The 19041-nt window shown below is 55.1% G+C and carries 19 protein-coding genes; 13 read left to right on the top strand and 6 right to left on the bottom strand.

Translation table 11 applies throughout. The features are described 5' to 3' along the window. Nucleotides 1–4: 4 nt before the first annotated feature. Complete coding sequence (locus M5C01_RS25920) at nucleotides 5–745, bottom strand: SDR family NAD(P)-dependent oxidoreductase (RefSeq protein WP_152741432.1); 741 nt, start codon at nucleotides 743–745, stop codon at nucleotides 5–7. 141 nt (nucleotides 746–886) lie between these two features. Between M5C01_RS25920 and M5C01_RS25915 the strand changes: the two genes are divergently transcribed. Beyond that, nucleotides 887–1909 (top strand): AraC family transcriptional regulator, encoded by a 1023-nt coding sequence (locus M5C01_RS25915; RefSeq protein WP_152741431.1) that lies wholly within the window; start codon nucleotides 887–889, stop codon nucleotides 1907–1909. 39 nt (nucleotides 1910–1948) lie between these two features. On the opposite strand, the gene M5C01_RS25910 is transcribed toward M5C01_RS25915, so the two are convergent. Next, nucleotides 1949–2758 (bottom strand): isocitrate lyase/phosphoenolpyruvate mutase family protein, encoded by an 810-nt coding sequence (locus M5C01_RS25910; RefSeq protein WP_152741430.1) that lies wholly within the window; start codon nucleotides 2756–2758, stop codon nucleotides 1949–1951. A 645-nt stretch (nucleotides 2759–3403) separates the two neighbouring features. Between M5C01_RS25910 and M5C01_RS25905 the strand changes: the two genes are divergently transcribed. The 8 genes from M5C01_RS25905 (at nucleotide 3404) to M5C01_RS25870 (ending at nucleotide 12674) form a co-directional block, all read left to right on the top strand. Further along, on the top strand, nucleotides 3404–5581 hold the full coding sequence (locus M5C01_RS25905) for a type I secretion system permease/ATPase (RefSeq protein ID WP_152741429.1): 2178 nt from the start codon (nucleotides 3404–3406) through the stop codon (nucleotides 5579–5581). Next, entirely contained in the window at nucleotides 5568–6989 is a 1422-nt protein-coding gene (locus M5C01_RS25900) for an HlyD family type I secretion periplasmic adaptor subunit (protein WP_178129968.1), read from the top strand. The genes M5C01_RS25905 and M5C01_RS25900 overlap by 14 nt, the downstream gene beginning before the upstream one ends. A gap of 73 nt (nucleotides 6990–7062) precedes the next feature. Further along, nucleotides 7063–8199, top strand: coding sequence for a hypothetical protein (locus M5C01_RS25895; protein ID WP_152741427.1), 1137 nt, complete (start codon nucleotides 7063–7065; stop codon nucleotides 8197–8199). A gap of 127 nt (nucleotides 8200–8326) precedes the next feature. Next, nucleotides 8327–8758 carry a lysozyme inhibitor LprI family protein gene (locus M5C01_RS25890; RefSeq protein ID WP_152741426.1) on the top strand — a complete coding sequence of 144 codons (432 nt, stop codon included), beginning with the start codon at nucleotides 8327–8329 and terminating at the stop codon, nucleotides 8756–8758. 874 nt (nucleotides 8759–9632) lie between these two features. Next, nucleotides 9633–9854: a hypothetical protein gene (locus M5C01_RS25885; protein WP_152741425.1), complete on the top strand. Its 222-nt coding sequence runs from the start codon at nucleotides 9633–9635 to the stop codon at nucleotides 9852–9854. A 90-nt stretch (nucleotides 9855–9944) separates the two neighbouring features. Continuing rightward, entirely contained in the window at nucleotides 9945–10595 is a 651-nt protein-coding gene (locus M5C01_RS25880) for a hypothetical protein (protein ID WP_152741424.1), read from the top strand. 316 nt (nucleotides 10596–10911) lie between these two features. Next, on the top strand, nucleotides 10912–11667 hold the full coding sequence (locus tag M5C01_RS25875) for a hypothetical protein (protein WP_152741423.1): 756 nt from the start codon (nucleotides 10912–10914) through the stop codon (nucleotides 11665–11667). Between the two features lie 563 nt (nucleotides 11668–12230). Beyond that, nucleotides 12231–12674, top strand: coding sequence for a PaaI family thioesterase (locus M5C01_RS25870; protein WP_103498310.1), 444 nt, complete (start codon nucleotides 12231–12233; stop codon nucleotides 12672–12674). A gap of 60 nt (nucleotides 12675–12734) precedes the next feature. Here the strand turns inward: M5C01_RS25870 and M5C01_RS25865 are convergent, their stop codons facing one another. Next, on the bottom strand, nucleotides 12735–13622 hold the full coding sequence (locus tag M5C01_RS25865; RefSeq protein ID WP_152741422.1) for a LysR family transcriptional regulator: 888 nt from the start codon (nucleotides 13620–13622) through the stop codon (nucleotides 12735–12737). Nucleotides 13623–13749: 127 nt separating this feature from the next. On the opposite strand from M5C01_RS25865, the gene M5C01_RS25860 reads away from it, so the two are divergent. The 3 genes from M5C01_RS25860 to M5C01_RS25850 all read left to right on the top strand — a co-directional run bounded on the left by M5C01_RS25860 (nucleotide 13750) and on the right by M5C01_RS25850 (nucleotide 15992). After that, nucleotides 13750–14871 carry an alkene reductase gene (locus tag M5C01_RS25860; protein WP_152741421.1) on the top strand — a complete coding sequence of 374 codons (1122 nt, stop codon included), beginning with the start codon at nucleotides 13750–13752 and terminating at the stop codon, nucleotides 14869–14871. A 94-nt stretch (nucleotides 14872–14965) separates the two neighbouring features. Further along, complete coding sequence (locus M5C01_RS25855) at nucleotides 14966–15511, top strand: ester cyclase (protein ID WP_152741420.1); 546 nt, start codon at nucleotides 14966–14968, stop codon at nucleotides 15509–15511. A 64-nt stretch (nucleotides 15512–15575) separates the two neighbouring features. After that, on the top strand, nucleotides 15576–15992 hold the full coding sequence (locus M5C01_RS25850) for a VOC family protein (protein WP_152741419.1): 417 nt from the start codon (nucleotides 15576–15578) through the stop codon (nucleotides 15990–15992). A gap of 153 nt (nucleotides 15993–16145) precedes the next feature. Here M5C01_RS25850 and M5C01_RS25845 read toward each other — a convergent pair whose 3' ends face one another. Together M5C01_RS25845 and M5C01_RS25840 are read right to left on the bottom strand one after the other, a co-directional pair. Next, entirely contained in the window at nucleotides 16146–16541 is a 396-nt protein-coding gene (locus tag M5C01_RS25845) for a hypothetical protein (RefSeq protein WP_152741418.1), read from the bottom strand. Between the two features lie 132 nt (nucleotides 16542–16673). Further along, nucleotides 16674–17639 (bottom strand): Dyp-type peroxidase, encoded by a 966-nt coding sequence (locus M5C01_RS25840; RefSeq protein WP_152741417.1) that lies wholly within the window; start codon nucleotides 17637–17639, stop codon nucleotides 16674–16676. A 154-nt stretch (nucleotides 17640–17793) separates the two neighbouring features. Between M5C01_RS25840 and M5C01_RS25835 the strand changes: the two genes are divergently transcribed. Continuing rightward, nucleotides 17794–17994, top strand: a complete 201-nt coding sequence (locus M5C01_RS25835) for a hypothetical protein (RefSeq protein WP_152741416.1) — start codon at nucleotides 17794–17796, stop codon at nucleotides 17992–17994. Between the two features lie 20 nt (nucleotides 17995–18014). Here the strand turns inward: M5C01_RS25835 and M5C01_RS25830 are convergent, their stop codons facing one another. Beyond that, nucleotides 18015–18935 carry a MurR/RpiR family transcriptional regulator gene (locus M5C01_RS25830; RefSeq protein ID WP_100941621.1) on the bottom strand — a complete coding sequence of 307 codons (921 nt, stop codon included), beginning with the start codon at nucleotides 18933–18935 and terminating at the stop codon, nucleotides 18015–18017. Nucleotides 18936–19041 lie beyond the last annotated feature (106 nt).

The raw sequence follows: 19041 nt of genomic DNA, 5'->3' as shown, positions 1-19041 counted from the left end.
GTGCTCAGAAGAGTTTGCCGATCAGCGCGGTCGGCAGCAGTTTCAGCAGGGGGCGCAGCAGCCGCCAGGGATAGCCGGGAATCACCGCACGCTTGCGACGTTGCACAATGGCATCGGCGATCCGTTTGCCGCCGTCCTCCAGCGACAGCAGGAAGGGCCGGTGCTTGAGCTTGTTGTTCATCGGTGTATCGATAAAGCCCGGATAGATAACGGTCACGGTCAGGTTCTTGCCCAGCGATTCGGAGCGCAGGGCTTCCATGTAGACGCTGACGGCGGCCTTGCTGGCGCTGTAGGCGCCGCTGCCGGGCAGGCCGCGCCAGCTGGCGACCGAGCTCATCGCAACAATCTGCCCATGCCCCTGGTTCTTGAACAGGGTGATGGCGGCGTCGATGGTTGCGCAGGCACCGATAACGTTGACCTCGAACATCTGACGGGAATTGGCGAAATCGATGCGCCCTATGCGCCCGTCGCTGCCCAACCCGGCGTTGGCCACGACGATATCGAGCTGGCCCAGTTCGGCGCAGGCGGTATTCAGGGTGCCGCGTACCTGTTCGGTATCGCTGACATCCAGCGGATAGACCCGCACCCGCACGCCATGGTGCTCCTCCAGTTCGGACTTGATGATTTGCAGGACGTCGAGTTGACGGGCAGCCAACGCCAGGTCATAGCCACGTTTGGCGAATTCGCCTGCCAACTGGCGCCCCAAGCCTGAAGATGCACCGGTGATGAAGACCGATTTGCTCATTAACGCTGCCTCACTATTGTTTTTCTCCAGGGGCATTAAGCCAATACCGACCCCTTTGAGGCGATGTTCGAACGTGTCAGATGATTGATAATCACGGCCAAAAAGGCATTAAATAGCCCTTTCTGCGAAGCGTGAGCTGCCATGAGCCTTTCCCTGTTTCCCCGCGCCAGCCAGGCACCGCTGTGCTTCTGCATCGCACAGATGGAGGCTTGGGGGTATTCGCTGCATGAGGTGCTGGCGGGGAGTGGTCTGGATGTCGACAGTTTTGCGCTACCGGAATCGGTTCCCAACAGCCGTCAGGAACAGACGGTCTACGAAAATATCCAGCGTCTTTATCGAGGCACCGCGGCCGGGCTCGACCTCGGTCGGCTGACCAACGTGAATAGCGTGGGTGTGCTGGGCGGACTGTTGGCCAACGCGATCGACCTGGGCCATGCCGGTTATCTGTCGAGGCGTTTCCATCCGCTGTCCAATCCCTGGATCGTGCCCGAACTGATCGGCAGTCTCGCGGTAGGTCAATCGGTCGTCCGATACCGTCAGGTCGGCGGATTGCCCGCGTTGTACCGGTTTCTTATCGACCGCGACATTCTCGGCACGCGCCAGCTGTTACGTGACATTTTCGGTGCGGATGCAGAGGGTTATGTGCGGGCAGTGGCATTCGGTTATCCCGAGCCCGAAGACGCCGAACGCTATCCGGTCGAGTTCGATTGCCCCGTGAGCTTCGGTCATGACTACACCTATGTCACCTACGACAATGAACGGGGCCACCCGCGCAATGCACGACGAAACCCGCACGCTTATCACCTGTATCTAAAGCTGTGCCGCGAAGCCCAGGCCGAACGTGCAGCGTTGTCCTGGCAAAGCCGGGTGGACAGCCTTCTGGCGTGCATCGATTTCTATCCGAACGCGGCCGCCATGGCCAAGAAGCTCAACTGCTCGGAACGGAGTTTGCGGCGGCACCTGGGGGAGGAGGGGGTGCAGTACTCGGAGTTGGTGGACAAGATACGCTTCGAACGGGCGATCTACCTGCTGCGTCACTCCGAAGACTCCATTAAAACCATCAGCTTCAAGCTCTTCTACAGTGAGCCGCCGGCGTTCGTCCGGGCGTTTTCACGCTGGAGTGGAACGACGCCGGGGGAGTTCAGGGGTGGGATGGGGACATAGGTATCAGACGGGGCACTTGACCCCGTCCAGGAGCAGGGATTACTCGGTTTTCGCCGCCATCAAGGCGTTCAGTTCGCCGTAGGTATGGGCTTTCAAGGCGTGGGTATCGAGCTGGCCGTTGTCCAGGAAGCTGCGGACCAATGTGCCCATGGCGCCATGCAGGAACTCGGCGATGCTCGAGCCCGCGCTGAGGCGTCTGACGCCCAGGCGCTGCAACTCATCGGGGGAGGCCAGCCCGTCCCGGGACAGCAGGTTGACCGGCAGTGGGGTGGCCCGGCAGATCGCGGCAATTTCGTTCGAGTCGACCACGCCCGCGGCAAACAGCCCATCAGCTCCGGCGCCGGCATAGAGTGCGGCGCGTTTGAGCAGCTCTTCAAGACGCTGTTCGGCGGGGAACAGGTTTTTCAGGTAGACGTCGGTGCGTACGTTGATGAACAGCTTGATACCCGCCTGGTTCGCTACCTTTCTCGCCACATCGATCTTGCGCACCAGCAACTCTGGCGAGCCGAGGCCGTCTTCGATATTGATCCCTACCGCCCCGGCGGCGATCACGGCGTTGATCACCCGGCCGACCTGCTCCAGGTCATCCGAGTAGCCGGCTTCGATATCCACCGTGAGCGGGACGCCGAGCACCCGTGCCATGGACTTGACGGTGGTGCTCAGCAGGTCGAGAGGCAACTGGTTGCCATCCTGGTAGCCATGGGACCAGGCCATGGCGGCGCTGCTGGTAGCCACGGCCTTGCCGCCGAGGCGTTCGACGATGCGCGCACCGCCCGCATCGGCCACGTTGGCCAGGACCAGCAGTCCATTCTGATGCAGGCTGTGAAAAGCGTTATCCAGTGCGGTCATGAGGATTCAATTCCTTTGAAAAATGTATTGGGCAGCATACCGGCTTACTCAGTTCGGAGGGAACCGAGCTGTTATTACTGACTTTCCGAGGACAGCAATACCGTTTTTTGCGGGATGGCTGAGCGGGACGCAAGCGATGTTGCCGGCGATGCTGAACCAATGCTGAACGGGTTTGAAGTTGCCGAACCTGGAGGGGAGAAAGCAAGGGGCGTTTCTTGTTTACGGGAGCGCTTTATTGGCATGCAGGGCACAGGTGCCTGAGTCAATTGTATGATGGCTGTTACCAGTCGACTTAATCGAGATGATACCTACAGCAGCTGAATCGTATGGTTTTTTAGTCTGCAGAGCGCACTCAATGTGTCGATTGGTATTTTTATGTTTTGTTTTTGATACAAATATGAAATCTGAAATTTTTCACCGCTCGCGAAGTTTTCTGGGCGAAAACAATGCTTCTTCTTGGCAATGAGAGGTGCTAGCCTCTGATGGCTTTTTGATGTCTGACTTTAGTTGATGTCAAGTTGGGTTTTTGGTGAAACCGATTTTTAGCTATAGCGCTTTTTAATGTATTGGCCTGCTCTAGGTTGGTTTGACGTGCCTGTTATTGCACGGTCTACTTCCATCTTTCGTTAATGCCATTGAGTTGACATGTCTGATCGTAACGCAGGGAGCAGCGTTTCGCCTGAAGCGCTAGAGTCCACAGGAAGTGAAGACAGTGGCATCGCCTCACTCGTCGTCATCGCCCAACTTTCAGGTGTCGCTGTCAGCGCGGAACGCCTCAGGCACCTGTCAGGACTGTCCCGGCCTATCGATGCCCTGACGCTGGTACGTCTGGCGCGGCAGGTCACGCTCAAGGCCCGCTCTACCACGAGCCAGGTCAACCGCCTCGCCCAGACACCGCTCCCCGCTATCGTCGAACTTCGCGATGGACGTTTTCTGGTCCTGGCCAAGTGCGCGAACGACAACGTCTTGCTACATGACGAAGTACAACAGCGTACTTTTCAAATCACCTTGGCTGAATTTGAACCGGTCTGGTCCGGTCGTTTAATCCTGGTGACTTCGCGTGCCGTTCTCGCCCAGGGCGGTGGCAAGTTTGATATGTCGTGGTTTATTCCTTCGATTGTCAAATACCGCAAGCAATTTATGGAAGTGCTGGCCGGTTCGTTCTTCCTGCAATTGTTTGGCCTGGTCTCGCCCTTATTCATGCAGGTCGTGATTGATAAGGTGCTGGTGCACAAATCAATGTCGACCTTGGACGTGCTGGCGTTCGGCCTGATTACCATTTCGGTGTTCGAGGCCTTGCTGGTTGGGCTGCGCACCTATGTGTTCAGTCACACCACCAACCGGGTCGATGTCGAACTGGGCGCGCGGCTGTTCAATCACCTGCTGGGGTTGCCGCTGGCGTATTTCCAGGCACGGCGAGTGGGTGACAGTGTGGCGCGGGTCCGTGAGCTGGAGAATATCCGCAACTTCCTCACCGGCAACGCATTGACCGTGGCCATGGATATGTTCTTCACCCTGGTGTTCTTCGCGGTGATGTTGACCTATTCGCCCTTGTTGACCTTGATCGTCTTCATCTCGCTGCCTTGCTATATCGTCTTGTCGGTCCTCGTCACGCCGGTGCTCAAAGCCCGGCTCGATGAAAGATTCCGCCGTAGCTCGGAAAACCAGTCGTTCCTGGTGGAGTCCGTGACCGGTATCGAAACCATCAAGTCGATGGCGGTCGAGCCCTTGATGCAGCGGCGCTGGGAAGAGCAGTTGGCGGCCTATGTTTCCAGCGCCTTCAAGGCCTCCAATCTTTCCAGTTCGGCCAATCAGGTGGCCTCCCTGATCAGCAAGCTCACCACCGCGGCTTTGCTGTGGTTTGGCGCCCGGTTGGTGATTGGTGGCGATCTCTCGGTCGGTGAGCTGATTGCCTTCAATATGCTGTCCGGGCGCGTCAGTGGCCCGGTCCTGCGTCTGGCGCAACTGTGGCAAGACTTTCAGCAAGTGCGGCTGTCGATGGACCGCCTGGGCGACATCCTCGATAACCGGGCCGAGTCCGGCGTCTCTGCCGGGCAAGCTTCGATGCCGCCGGTCAAGGGTGAGGTGGTGTTCGACCGGGTGGTATTCCGCTACCGCGCCGACGGTCCCGAGATTCTGCGCGGGCTGTCGTTGACGGCCGAAGCGGGTAGCGTTATCGGCATCGTCGGCCCTTCCGGATCCGGCAAAAGCACCCTGACCAAACTGATCCAGCGCCTCTACTCGCCCGAGCGCGGGCGGGTCCTGATCGACGGCATGGATTTGTCTGTCCTCGATCCCGCTTCACTGCGGCGGCAAATCGGCGTGGTCCTGCAAGAGAACATGCTGTTCAAAGGCACGGTGCGCGACAACATCGCCTTTGCCTCACCTGGCATGCACTTCGACCAGGTGGTCGAAGCCGCGGAGCTGGCCGGTGCCCATGAGTTCATCTTGGAACTGCCGCAGGGCTATGACACTGAACTGGGGGAGCGCGGCAATGGTTTGTCTGGCGGTCAGCGGCAGCGTATTGCCATTGCGCGGGCCCTGGTGACCAATCCGAAAATCCTGATTTTCGACGAAGCCACCTCGGCGTTGGATGCCGAGTCGGAATCCATTATTCACGGCAACATGCACAAGATCTGCAAGGACCGCACGGTGTTCATCATTGCCCACCGCTTGTCCGCAGTCAGAATCGCCCAGCGAATTATCACGGTCGAGAAAGGCACCATCGTCGAAGAAGGCAGCCACGACGAACTGCTGCAGCAAGACGGGCGTTATGCCTCTCTGTGGCGCCATCAGACGGGGCATCTACATGTCGCTGCTTGATCGCTGGTTCCCCCGACTGCGGCATTACCGCGACATTGCCCGCGCCGCACTCGACGCTGAAAAAGCCCGGGGTAATCCGTTGCAACGGCAGCGCGACGAGGTCGAATTTTTGCCAGCGGCGCTGGAAGTGCTGGAAACCCCTGCGTCCCCAGTGGGACGTGGCTTGATGTGGGCGTTGATGCTGCTGTTCACGATTGCCCTGGTCTGGTCGACCATCGGCAAACTTGACGTGGTCGCGGTGGCGGAAGGCAAGGTCGTCCCCAACGGCAAAAGCAAAACCATCCAGCCGCTGGAGGCGGGCATCGTCAAGGCGATCCTGGTGGACAACGGCCAGCATGTGACGCAAGGCCAGGCCTTGATCGAGCTGGACCCGACCGAGGTGACGGCCGATGTCGGCAAGTCGAGGATGGCGCGGGTCGACGCAATGCTGACGATCAACCGTGCCCAGGCCCTGCTGGATGCGCAAACTGCTAACCGGGCACCAACGGTCAAGGCGGTTGCGGACGCCACGGAGGATCGGCAGCGGGATACCCAACGTTTCGCTGAAAGCGCCTTCTACGAGCACCGCAGCAAAGTCACCAGCTTGTGTTCGGAGTTGCAGAAGCGTGTCCAGGAACTGCAAACCACCCAGCACAAAATCAGCAGCCTGCAGCAAACCTTGCCGATGACTCGCGCCGAAGAGGAGGACTACCAGACCTTGCTCCAGCAAAGTTATGTGCCGCGCCATGCCTATCTGGAAAAGGAGCAGGCGCGGATTCAGCAAGAGCAGGAGTTGGCCGGGCAGCAGAGTTACGCGAAGGAATTGCAGGCGACGATTCAGGAGCAGCGTGACGATATCGATACCGCCATTGCGCAGTTTCGCCGTGAACAACTCGATGCGCTCAATCAGGCGCAGCAGCAGTTGGCCCAGGATCAGGGGGATGAAACCAAGTTTCAGCAACGGCAGTGGCAAACCCACTTGACGGCGCCGGTGGGTGGCACTGTGCAGGAGTTGGCTGTGCATACGATTGGTGGTGTGGTCACTCCGGCTCAGGCCTTGTTGGTGATTGTGCCGGACGATGCGGGGTTGGAAATTGAAGCGCAGATTCTCAACCGGGATATCGGCTTTGTTCGCCCGGGACAGGAGGCTGAAATCAAGCTGGATGCCTTTCCGTATACCCACTACGGCACGATCCCGGGCAAGGTCATGTCGATTTCACAGGATGCGGTGAAGGATGACAAGTTGGGGTTGGTTTATCCGGCAAGGATCCAGCTCGGTGCGCATGTGATTGTGGCGGATGGCAAGGATGTGCAGTTGGAGCCGGGCATGTCGAGTTCGGTGGAGATCAAGACCGAGCAGCGGCGGATTATTGAGTATTTGTTGACGCCGTTGTTGAAGTATCAGAGTGAGGCGTTGCGGGAGCGGTGAGTCTATAAGAGGTGGTGCGTTCTTCGGCCGAAGCTGCACTGAATCAAGATGCGAAAATTCAAGGTGGGTTTCAGTGAAATTATATTCAACATTAATTGCGCTGACTGTTTTGGGCGTAATCGTTATGACTAACCAAGTAGACGCTGCGTCTGGTGAGAGCGCAGCGATGAAGGTTAATCTCGCGGTGCCGTTGCCCAAATTGCAAAAAACCATTGATTTTAGCGATTTTCTAAGCAAGCCAATCGTAAAAAAACTGACCTTCAGTCCTGAAGGACGTTATCTGGCAATAGTGTATAACCTGGATTTTTCGTCGACAGATATTGTCGTCTGGGATATGCAGCATGATAAGAAACAATCACACATTCATTGTCCGTATGATTATGGCGATATGTCTGATCACGACCTGCTGTGGAGCCGTGACGGTAAAATTATTTCGTTCGGTGCAAAGCGACAGTGGGATCCCATGACGGGGGATTCCTTACCAGACAATCCAGCTATTGGACGCGCGTCCCGGTTGAATAAGGATGGCAGCAAGATGCTGACCATTGTCGGGGCGATTGGTGAGCCCTCTTACATTTACATCTACGACACGAAAAATTGGACTCTGCAAAAGCTCTATGTTGATGGGCTGGCGGTTCAACGGGCAGCATGGACTGCCGAAGACAAAATCATGGTGGGTGTCAATGGCACCAAAAAAACTGTTAACAAGACTATGGATGGAAGATTGCTCGCCCCGTTCGATGTGGGGTTGAGATTACTTGACCCTTCGGGGAAATCGCCAACAAAGGCTGTTTGGTATCCCGCAGTAGCCGATAATCGGCCAGGGTACTATCCATGGAAGCAAGCTGTTGACGTGGATTTATCAGTCGGCACTTTTGCGGCTAACCAGATTGCACTCGGAATAGGTCGAATAATTAGTGGCGAGACGATGGATATCCTGACCTACTATTCCATGGATGACATTGTGAGTGACAAGGTTTCACCAGGCGTGGGGGGATTGGCGTTCAGCCCGAACGGAGAATATTTATTTGTAAAGGCTGGAGCTTGGTTTGATGGACGAAAACCGGTTGTGAATTCAATTATTGATGCGCGCACCGGAAAACAGGTTGCTCAGTTTGGCGGTGGCGATAGAGGCATTGCGGTCAATCCAAATGGTAAGCAATTGGCTATTGGCAACATTCATTCGGTTCAGATTTTCAGTCTTCAGTGACTGATCAAGAATTTAAGGAGTATGCCATAAGCCTGTTCAGTTATTTATATGGGGTGTCTATGTTGTCGAATTGAATGGATTTTGTTGTGGTTGGAGTGCGCAAATTTAAAGGGTAAGGTGCGTAGATATGGTTGTTTCTACTATTTGTAAGAAAGTGTTGGTGTTCGTTTTGCTTGGCCTAGGCGGTTGTATGAGCGCGTTTGCAGATGATAGCCCATGCACGATGCCAAATGGTTCTTTAAGTAGCACGCAATGCAAAGAAGAGAAGCTGAAAACCTTGGAGAAGGAGCTGGATGCGGGTTATCAAGAAGCGTTGGAAAAGTTGCCAAGCTCGAGTAAATGGGACACTCGGGAAACCAAAGGGCAACTTGAAAGAGCGCAGCGTGCGTGGAGAGTCTACCGAGATGAAAATTGTGGCTATGTAGGCGGGCTGCAGGGAGGTAGCAGCAGGTGGGTGACAACTTTTGCCGATGACTGCGCCATAGAGGAGACTGAGAGGCGAATTGATTTTTTGAACCTCTATCTGGAAGCGGTTGATGGAGTGCACAAAGTTTACTAAAGGGGGAGGCATGACAGGCTTGCCATAGTAACTAGAGTAAGCCGTGTTTCTAGTTTTTTATGAAGGACTAACTTTGTATGTGAAGGAGAGGCGGGATGTCATTTGTTTATGAGCGCATTGGTGCGGATGTGGCGGATATAGTCCACTGGGAAACATACCCTGAATATCAAAACTCATGGAAGGCATCATCCGGATGCCTGGGTGATAGATCGTGAGCTTGATGCCTTTATCTGGCGTATTAAAGGGTGCATGCCTGGATGGCCCAATCAGGTTTTCGGAATGTGCTGGAAGGGAGATGGAGGTGTTAGGGTTGAAGCAATTGAGACACTAGAGGTAACCCCAGATACAGACGGGAAGCTATGCGATATTTTTTGGGGTGTCATACGTGTAGATCTTCCAGCGTTGCTTGAACCGGAGCGCGCTTTGGTTGAGTCGGCTTTTAAAGATGCTTTAGAGGTTTTTGCAAGGCACCGCATTTCCTTTTTACTAAGGAAAGCTATGGGAAAATCAAGCTTAATAAGCCGCTAGGATACATTATTGGGTTTTTGTTTTTTCTCATCGTCTTTATGATCCCGTTTTTTCTTCCGTTTATTGGGAATTTCCCCAATCCTCTGATGAATCAAATGAGTCGTTTTTTACCCCTGCGATTATTGGCTTGGGGCACGACAGCGATAATCCCATTTGCCTTAGGGTGGTCTGTCGGTTGCACTTATCAACGATTTATTGTTAGCAGAAAATACTGAAGGGGCACGGGTTTGCCAGCCTCAGAGAGCGGCAAGCCGAGCATCGAGCGTATCAAGAAACACCTTCGTCTTGCTCGGCGTAAAGCATCTGGACGGCAGCAGGGTGTAGATCGGCGCAGGAGCGCTGTGTCATGTCGATTTCGCAGGATGCGGTGAAGGATGACAAGTTGGGATTGATTTATCCGGCTCGGATTCAATTCGGTGCGCATGTTATTGTGGCGGATGGCAAGGATGTTTCGTTGGAATCGGGTATGTCGAGTTCGGTGGAGATCAAGACCGAGCAGAGAGGGATTATTGAGTATTTGTTGACACCGTTGTTGAAGTGTCAGCGTGAGGCACTAGGGGAGTGCTAATTGAGAAAAAGCAGTGTGCATTGCGTTGGCCGGTTGAGCCCGCTGCGGCCATATTTTATGGCAGTACTTTATTAAAAAGGAACCAAGATAATGGATTTGCCTATTACTCCAGCCCCCGAAGCGGGGCGTCCGATAAAGCCTATTCCTTGGTTTCGAACCGGGCCCTTTGTGCTGATTAGTTCAGCTACGATTACTGTTTATGCATTGTTGGGTAATTTTTCTCCGTATTATAGAGCTGTTGTGGATGTTTTTATAAGTCCGATAATTGATAGTCTGGGGTGGGCTTTTCTGAATATTCGAACCTCGCCTATGAGTGGGGAGCTTGACCCTATTTACTATCGTAATTTGATGGGGTTGTGTGTGCTCTTTAGCGCTTTGTATAACATTGCATCTGCTTTGTATATGGTTAAGGTTAAGAAAATAGCGGCTGCCAGTTGCGAAGATGCGCATAAAAATATAATGATTATGCAAGGGGTTGGTGTCAAAAAAGGGTGGGTGTTATTGCATCTTGGTGTGTATTTTATTGTAGGTGGAATTGCAGCTTTTACCACATTTATTTTTTTGAATTGTATGTTTGGCTGGTTCGAATTTTTGCCTTCAAGGTATGACATGCTATTTACGTTGATCGTCTGTTTGGCATTGATTTTGCCGTCAAGTTTCTGTGTGGCGATGTGGTCGATTGTTGGGCAGCTTGTTTTTTTTGATTTTCGGAAAATTTTTGAATTTATTGTAAAAAAATAGGGAGTTTGGTCATGGCGGAAAAAACAGCTTTCGATACTTTTTGGGGGAGGTTCACAGCACCTGGAACCGGGGATGTCGAGTTCGGTGGAGATCAAGACCGAGCAACGACGGATTATTGAATATTTGTTGACGCCGTTGTTGAAGTATCAGCGTGAGGCGTTGAGAGAAAGGTAAATTCGATATTTGGGTTTCCCATGAGCGCTTTTCTTATTTTTTCTAGACGGGTGATGAAATGTTAAGTTGGATTGGGGCTGTGCCGAGATTTCGCAAGAAAAGCGCTTTTATTTTTTGTTAAATCCCAAAGGAAGTCTCTGATGTGTTGCCTTTTTCTTGCAATAACTGCTTTGCAAGCCGGAATCATTATCGACCAAGAAGGAAATTTCAGCATGAAAATTCGTACGCGGCTAAAAAAATTTTTGGCAAACCCGCTATGACGCAAATTGTGCCTGGCTCATCCGCAGGAGAACTTCGTGAACAGTGGTTTGACGCCACTCCAATATATGTGGTTTTTCCTGTACTTATAGTATTTTATGCGTTTTCAGGATTTTATTTTCATCGATTAAATGGAGTTATGAACGAGTTCCTTACTCCCCTAGTTAATGGGCTTAGCTTCATTGGAATAAAGATCGCCCCCATCTTGGTAGGACCGTTTGACGAAATCTTTTTAACAAACCTTAGCGGATTATCTTTTCTAGGTGCCGCCACATATAACCTCGCCTCAATTATATATATAATAAAAAATAAAAGATTTGCCGGGCTAAGTTGTATTGAAACCCATGCATTGCTAATGAAGCGAAAGCAATGGGAGGCAAAAAAAGCGTGGATAATGCTGCATTTAAACATATATATTGGCGTAAACGCTATCGTAGTATTTATTGTATTGTGCTTTCTGGATAGCATATTCCATTGGCAAGTTTTTACGATAGCTAGCAACGGAATACTAACGGCATGCTTAGTATCAGTATATTTTTGTTTCTCGGGCATGATGCCAGTTTATCTGTTCTCTGTGGTTTTAAGGTTTGTAGTGTTTGATGTTTCTTACATTTTTAAAGAAAAGCAAACTAATCGGTAATATGGACGCAATCATAATCAAAGGTGCGTTTTTAGGAGAAATAGCGGCGTTAAGTCAAGATGCTAAAGCAGCAGGCAATGCCGGAAATTACCTTTTTTGTAGGAAAGTGCTTTTCTTTATATCTCTCGTTCTATGGGGGGCGTTTTTTATGCTAATCAATTAAGGTGTTTTGATTCAAAGAGGCGTGACAAGGTCCGAAATGCCAAAAGTTGATACAGTTGGAATTAGCTTGTGGGCCGAGTCATCGCTGCTTTGATACCCCGCCCGGTCGCGATAGTCGGCGGTTGAAGTGTCTACTCGGCACTTTGTGGGAGCAGTTATAGGGTGACATTCAAACCCCCTATTTTCGCTCTGGATCCCTTGGTTTTGCTCATCAAGAAGCGCTATATGTAACAGCTCGTATGAAGGTGCTGACTGTTGTCCAAGGTAGAAATTATTATCCGCATGATAGTGGATACGCAGTCTTCACTGCCCATGAAAGCCTTGAGCGTTCGCTGTGTAAGCTGTTCTCGCTTCTGAGTGCTGAAGCAAACTAATCGCTATTCAGGAAAGGATCCAGACACATGGAAGATTTCCACGCCACCAATCCAGATTTTGACAAACATGTCCAAGGCGCCGTGCTCAGTATGCCTGCGGCCAAACTGCTGGGATTTCACTACAACTACCTGAAGCCGGGCTATTGCGAAATCGAGCAGCCCACCCGCAAGGAACTCACCCAGCACAACGGATTCTTTCAAGGCGGCATCATCGGTGCGCTGGCCGATTTTGCCGGTGGCTCGGCCGCTGGCACCCTGTTGCCGCCGGGCTGGATCAATATGACGACAGACTTCACGGTCAAGCTGATCGCTCCGGCAGACGGTGAAAAGCTGCTGGCCAGGGGGCGTGTCATCAACGCCTCGAACAATACGACGATTGCCGCTGCCGACTTGTTTGCCGTCAAACAAGGCACGGAAACACTATGTGCCACCGCACTGGTGACGATGCGCAATATTCCCCTCAAGGGCTGAAGCGTTTGCTGGCTGATTAAAGCCTTTGAGATCGGCAACACCCCTACGGGTTTGCTGGCCTCAGAGAGCGGCAAGCCGAGCACCAAGCGCATCAAGGAACACCTTCGTCTTGCTCGGCGTAAAGTGCCGGGAAGGCAGCAGGGCGTAGATCGGCGCAGAAGCGCTGTGCCAGTCACGCAGGATATGCACCAGGCGACCTGCCGCCAGGTCGTCTGCCACATCGACACTGGATTTGAGCATGATCCCGTGGCCATCAATCGCCCAGTCGCGCACGGCATCCCCGCTGTTGGCGTGCAGCCGTGAGCGCGGCTGCAGCTCAATCACTTCGTTTCCCGGACCTTCCAGGCGCCAGGGCAGGGACGGGTCGTCGTAGCGCAGACACCCATGACGCTCCAGATCCCGAATACGCTCAGGCTCCCCATGACGTTCGAGATAGGCGGGCGCAGCCACCAGAATCCGCCGATTCTCAGCCAGCTTGCGCAGGATCGCAGTGCTATCCCGAGGTTGGCCGATACGCACCGCGACATCGATCCGTTCGTACGTCAGATCGATCAGGCGGTCGTCGAGCCTGAGTTCGATATCCAGCTTGGGATGGCGCTCGACCAGCTCGGCGACCAAGGGCACCAGGTGAATACGCCCGAAAGAAATGGGTGAACTGACCCGGAGCATGCCGAACGGCTCTTCACCGCCCATCGTCATGCGGGACTCCGCCGCCTCCAATTCCTCGAGTATCCGATCAACGTGAACCATCAGGGCCAAGCCCTCATTGGTCGCCGACAGTGTTCGTGTGGTCCGGTTGATCAGCCGTTGTCCTGCTCGTCGTTCCAGTGCCATAAGCCGTTTGCTGACCACCGCCAGCCCTACACCCAGATCACGCGCCGCCGCTGACAGGCTGCCGCAGACCAGGATCCGTTGGAAGGTACGCAGCTCGTTGAGGTCGTCCAACATACTATCAACCCTTGTTCAATAATCTATCTACCAATAGCCGTATTCTAATCCTAAAGGCAAGAGGCAACACTTCACACACCGGATCAGAAAACCTCTGTTCATCCCATCCCTTGTTTGGAGCCTTGCCATGACTGCTGACTCAGCCCTGTTCACACCGACACTTGTAGGCGAACAATCCGTCCTTCACCGCGTCGTGATGGCGCCGATGACACGCGCCCGCAGCACCCAGCCGGGTGACATCCCCAATGCGCTGAACGCCCGTTACTATGCACAGCGGGCGTCGGCGGCCCTGATCGTCTCGGAGGCGGCGCAGATCTCGCCGCAAGGCAAGGGCTACTCCTTTACTCCGGGGATTCATAGCCAGGAGCAGGTGGCCGGATGGCGCTTGATCACCGATGCCGTACATGCCGCGGGTGGGCGCATCTTTCTGCAGCTTTGGCATGTCGGCCGGATATCCCATCCCGATTTCCACAACGGCGAGTTGCCGGTGGCGCCTTCGGCGGTTCCCTTCGAAGCCAAGATCTGGAAGGTGAATCCTGCGACTGGTCTGGGCGAGATGGTGGATTGCCCGACACCGCGTGCGTTGGCCAAAGAAGAAATCCACGGCATCGTCAACGACTTCCGCATCGCCGCGCGCAACGCCATGGACGCGGGCTTCGACGGTGTCGAGATTCACGGTGCGAACGGCTACCTCGTCGACCAGTTTCTGCGCACTACCGCCAATACCCGAACCGATGAATACGGCGGCTCGCGGGAGAACAGGCTGCGTTTCCTCAAGGAAGTGGTCAGTGCCGTTGCAGAGGAAGTGGGGGCTGAACGCACAGCCATTCGCCTGGCTCCCTTCCTGACCGCACGCGGTATGGACTGCCCCGATATTCTGCCGACGATCCTTGAGGCCACTGCGTTCCTGCAAACGCTGGGCATTGCCTACCTGCATCTGGTCGAAGCCGATTGGGAAGACGCGCCGCAGTTCACCGAAGCGTTCCGGGCCGATATCCGGGCGCGTTTCCAACGGCCCATCATCGTTGCCGGCAAGTACGATCTGAAACGGGCCAATTGGGTCATCGACAAGGGGTACGCCGATCTGGTCGCCTTTGGCCGTCCTTTTGTTGCCAACCCTGACCTGCCAAGACGCCTGCTGGAAAATCTCCCCCTGGCCGAGTTTGCCGGCGACACGCTGTTCGGCGGTGACGAGCGCGGTTACTCGGACTATCCCGCGTGGCCGGCGTACAACGACGCTATTGCCTGATACAGGCACAAAAAAACGCCTCCCGTTGGCGAGCGCGTGAGGGACTGAATCGTCACGGTCTCGCGTGTTTACCCTTTATCAAGGAATCCTGATCATGCAACAACGTTCCAACCTGTTTCGTTTCCGCGTCGCGGCCGTGTTCTTCGCCCTGGCACTGTCGGGTGCCGTATCTGCCGCGCCCGTGGAGTTGGTGAAGCCCGGCGTCCTGGTCGTAGACAAGAGTCTTGCGCCTGCGCAACTGAAGATCATGGAAACCGCCGCCCGCCGTTATGACACGTTCTGGAATAGCGGCGACGAAACCTTCGCCCGTGAAGCGCTGGCGAGCAGTTTTATCGACAAGACCCCGCCTGCCGGCCGCAAGCAGGGGCCGGAGGGGCCCTTGCTGGCCTCCCGGGCGTTTCGTGGCGCGGTGCCTGACCTCCGTTGCGAGGTCGAGCAAATGATCATCGCCGGCGACCGGGTGGTGGCTCACCTGCATTTTCGCGGACACTTCACCGGCACCTTTGGCGAGACCAAAGGCCGCGGTCAAACCGTGGACTTCATTGCCACCGATATCTACCAGATTGAAAACGGCAAGATCGCCGCGAACTGGCATATCGAAGACAACCTGACGTTGATGAAGCAACTGGGGGCGTTATGAAGGGCGCAGTGATGAGAACATCCATGAACGAAGTCGCTATCAAACGATCAAGAGGGTGCCGAGCATGACGATTCAACATCTCGATCACTTCACGCTGCGTACCGCCAAGGTCGAGGAAACGGTGGCGTTCTTTCGCGATGCCATTGGGCTCGAGGAGGGCTGGCGTCCTGCATTCCCATTCCCGGGCAGTTGGCTCTACTCGGCGGGCCGCCCACTGTTGCATATCGCCAACCTGGAAAGCCGTGGCGCGGAGCTTGACGCCTATCTTGGAACCCGCGCCGTTGCAGCGGGCTCGGGTGCGCTTGATCACGTCGCGTTCCGCTGCAGTGATTTGCAGGGGCATCGGCAGCGTCTGCTCAGCCTGGGTTTGCACTTCAGCGAACGCGTGGTACCCGAGCTGTTGGAGCATCAAGTGTTCGTTGAGGACCCGAATGGGATAACGGTAGAGCTGATTTTTGCGGACTCGCTGGAAACACGGTAATCGGGTGTCTTCAGTCTCGCTGAATCATGTCTGCTGGTGCTTGTTGAGGCATGCGCGCAGCCCCGACACGTCAAGCTCCGAAGAGTGTAGAAGGTAAGTGCGCCGCTGGTCGAATGCCAGCAGCGGGTGTTTTAACGGAATAAAATCGACGGTTTAAGTCAGGGGCGCCGGAGCGGGTGGCGGTGGCACCGATTTTTTATGGTGATCATCGGCATTGGACCAGCCTAAGCCTGTGCCGAAGTCGATTTTCTGTTCGCTGAACGAATAGCCGATATTCGCATCGCCAAAGTAGCCGTCGCCCTGGTAGGCCACGCCGATATTAGGTCGAATGGAGTGATTGGAGAATACGTAATCCACACCCACGGCTCCTACCCCCCTGTTCTCTTGATTATCCGAAAATGCCTTGATTCCAACAGCCGGCCCCTCACCGAATATATAACTGACCCCAATACCGAAACCCACGTCGTGTGCTTCAGCACTTATGGAAAAAACCATCAAGGCTGCGAGGGATAGTAGTTTCTTGGGGGAAGCGCGTAGTTTTCCTTTCATGATCTCTCCGTGAACTGCTTGGCTTGAGATGCCTTGCGTCGTGATTGTTGTAACGCTTTTCAAACCATAGCAGAGAATTTTTCAGTCGGAGGCGGATGATGGCGCTTGCTTATAGAACGCTGTGGGGATGGCCTACGGCTTGCGCTCAGCCAGCTCCTCCAGCAGATCAGCGGAAGGCACGAAGAACAGGCAGCCGGTGACCGCAGTGCTGAAATCCAGCAGGCGATCATAGTTGCCCGCGGGCCTGCCGACGAACATGTTCTCGAGCATCTGCTCCACGGGGGCGGGGGAGCGTGCGTAGCCGATGAAATAGGTGCCGAATTCGCCCGCGCCGGGCCGGCCGAAGGGCATATTGTCGCGCAGGATCTTCACTTCCTGGCCGCCTTCGTCGAGGGTGGTCAGTGAACTGTGGGAGCAGCTCGGCTTGACCGACTCGTCGAGTTCGATATCGGACAGTTTGGTGCGGCCGATAATACGTTCCTGCGCCTCGACGGTCAGTCCGTTCCACGCCGTCATATTGTGCAGGTACTTTTGCACCAGCACATAACTGCCGTTGGTAAACGCCGGGTCTTCATCGCCGACCATGGTGAAGTCGACCGCCTCGTGACCGGCCGGGTTTTCCGTGCCGTCGACAAAGCCGACCATGCTGCGCATATCGAAATAACGAAAGCCCTGGACTTCATCGACCACCGTGATCGCATCACCAAGACGGGTGAGCAATTGTGTCGCCAACTCGAAACACAGGTCCATCTGATCGGCGCGGATATGCAGCAGGATATCGCCGGGTGTCGCCACCGCTCGCCGGCCCTCGACGCCCATCTCGCGAAAGGCGTGCAGCGAGGCCGGGCGTGGGCCGCCGAACAAACGGTCCCAGGCGCTGGAGCCAAAACCGCAGACACAGGACAGATTGCCGGCGGGCACACGCTTGCCGACGGACCGCGTCAGGGCTGCGACATCTTCGCACCAGCCGCGCACCTTCTCGGCCGCCTCGCTACCGGGGGCCAAGGTGGCGACGATGAATATCGCGCTGCTGGTGATGGGGCTATAGACCGCTTGCGGGTCAGGCTTGCGCTCGGCCGATGGCGAAAGGATTGTCATTGAAGGCTCCACAGGCTGCGGGACAGGTTTGAAAGAGTGGAAAATAGCAGATTGCGGTTCTGAGGCTACAATCGAGTGAAGAGCGCGCAAACGCAGTGGAGAAAACCCAGGCGCAGCCGATACACTGCTGTCCTGATTTCTCGAGTGCGTTTCGATGACCCTCACCGACGCTGTCCTCATCCTCCTGCTGGCGGCCCGTATCCATGGTACGGATGAAGCCGTGCGGGCATCGGCCAAGAGCTGTGTAAAGAAACTGCCCCGTGGCAAGCGCGAGTTGATCTACAACGTGATCAACAGCCGCAGCCCGATGGAGATGGTGGCGTTGATGACCGAGAACCTGCAGCTGGACGACTAGGCAACCTGGTCGCTGCCGGGCTAGTCGTCGAAGCCGACCTGCTCGTGAATCCCGTCCACCTTCAATTCCAGTCGATAGGCCACGGCGATAAACAGCGCCTGGCACAGGCACAGGCTCGCGCTCAAGGAACGGAAGGCGAACGAGCTGCCCTCATTGACCAGCAGCGCCGTGCTGGCGCGCTTGACCAGCGGCGACAGGTTGCTGTCGGTAATGGTCAGGGTCTTCGCCTGGTGCAATTGCGCGATCCGCAGGCACTGCTGGGTTTCCTTGGCGTACGGCGAGAAGCTGATGGCAATCACCAGGTCGTTGGCGCGCACGCTGCGCATCTGTTCACGATAACTGCCGCCCAGACCCGAAACCAGGTGAATACGCTTGTTGGTGTGCTGCAGGTTGTAGACCAGGTAATCGGCCACCGCGAATGAGCGACGTACCCCCACCACATAGATGTTGTCGGCATTCACCACCAGGTCCACGGCGGCGTCGAATGCCTGGTCGTCCAGTTCCAGGCCCAGGCGTTCGATACCCGACAGCGTGGCATTGATGCATTCGCGCGCCAGGTCGGCGGCGCTGGCTTTCTGCGACTTGTTGTCGATCAGGCTGCGAATCCGCTGCTGGTAGTTCTGTGCCGGTGTGGTCTTGTGGGTATAGGCCTGGCGAAACAACGCCTGCATTTCACTGAAACCGCTGAAACCGAAACGCTGGGAAAAACGCACGATGGCCGAGGGATGCACTTCGCATTCCTGGGCGATATCGCTGATGCGGTCGACCATGATCCGGTCGCTCTGCTGGCTCATATAGGTGGCGATGCGCTTGAGCTGGCGTGGCAGGCTTTCGTATTCCTCGGTGATCAGCTGCAGCAGGCGTTCGGCATTGATCGGAGGGCTGGCGATATCGCCCTCGGGTGCGCTGTCGGTCATGGCCGGCTGATCGGTGCGGGACATAGAAAATCCTTCTGGTGTGTGCTTGTGGCTGGGTAGCTGCGCCTAGTCTACAGGGGCGACGCCAATAAAATCTTGAGTGCGGAGTCAGGTAGAGCGATGCTGAAAC

It is taken from the genome of Pseudomonas sp. MWU12-2319 (assembly GCF_023242525.1).
GTDB classification, from domain to species: domain Bacteria; phylum Pseudomonadota; class Gammaproteobacteria; order Pseudomonadales; family Pseudomonadaceae; genus Aquipseudomonas; species Aquipseudomonas gingeri_D.
This window is presented reverse-complemented; position numbering and strand designations above follow the sequence as displayed.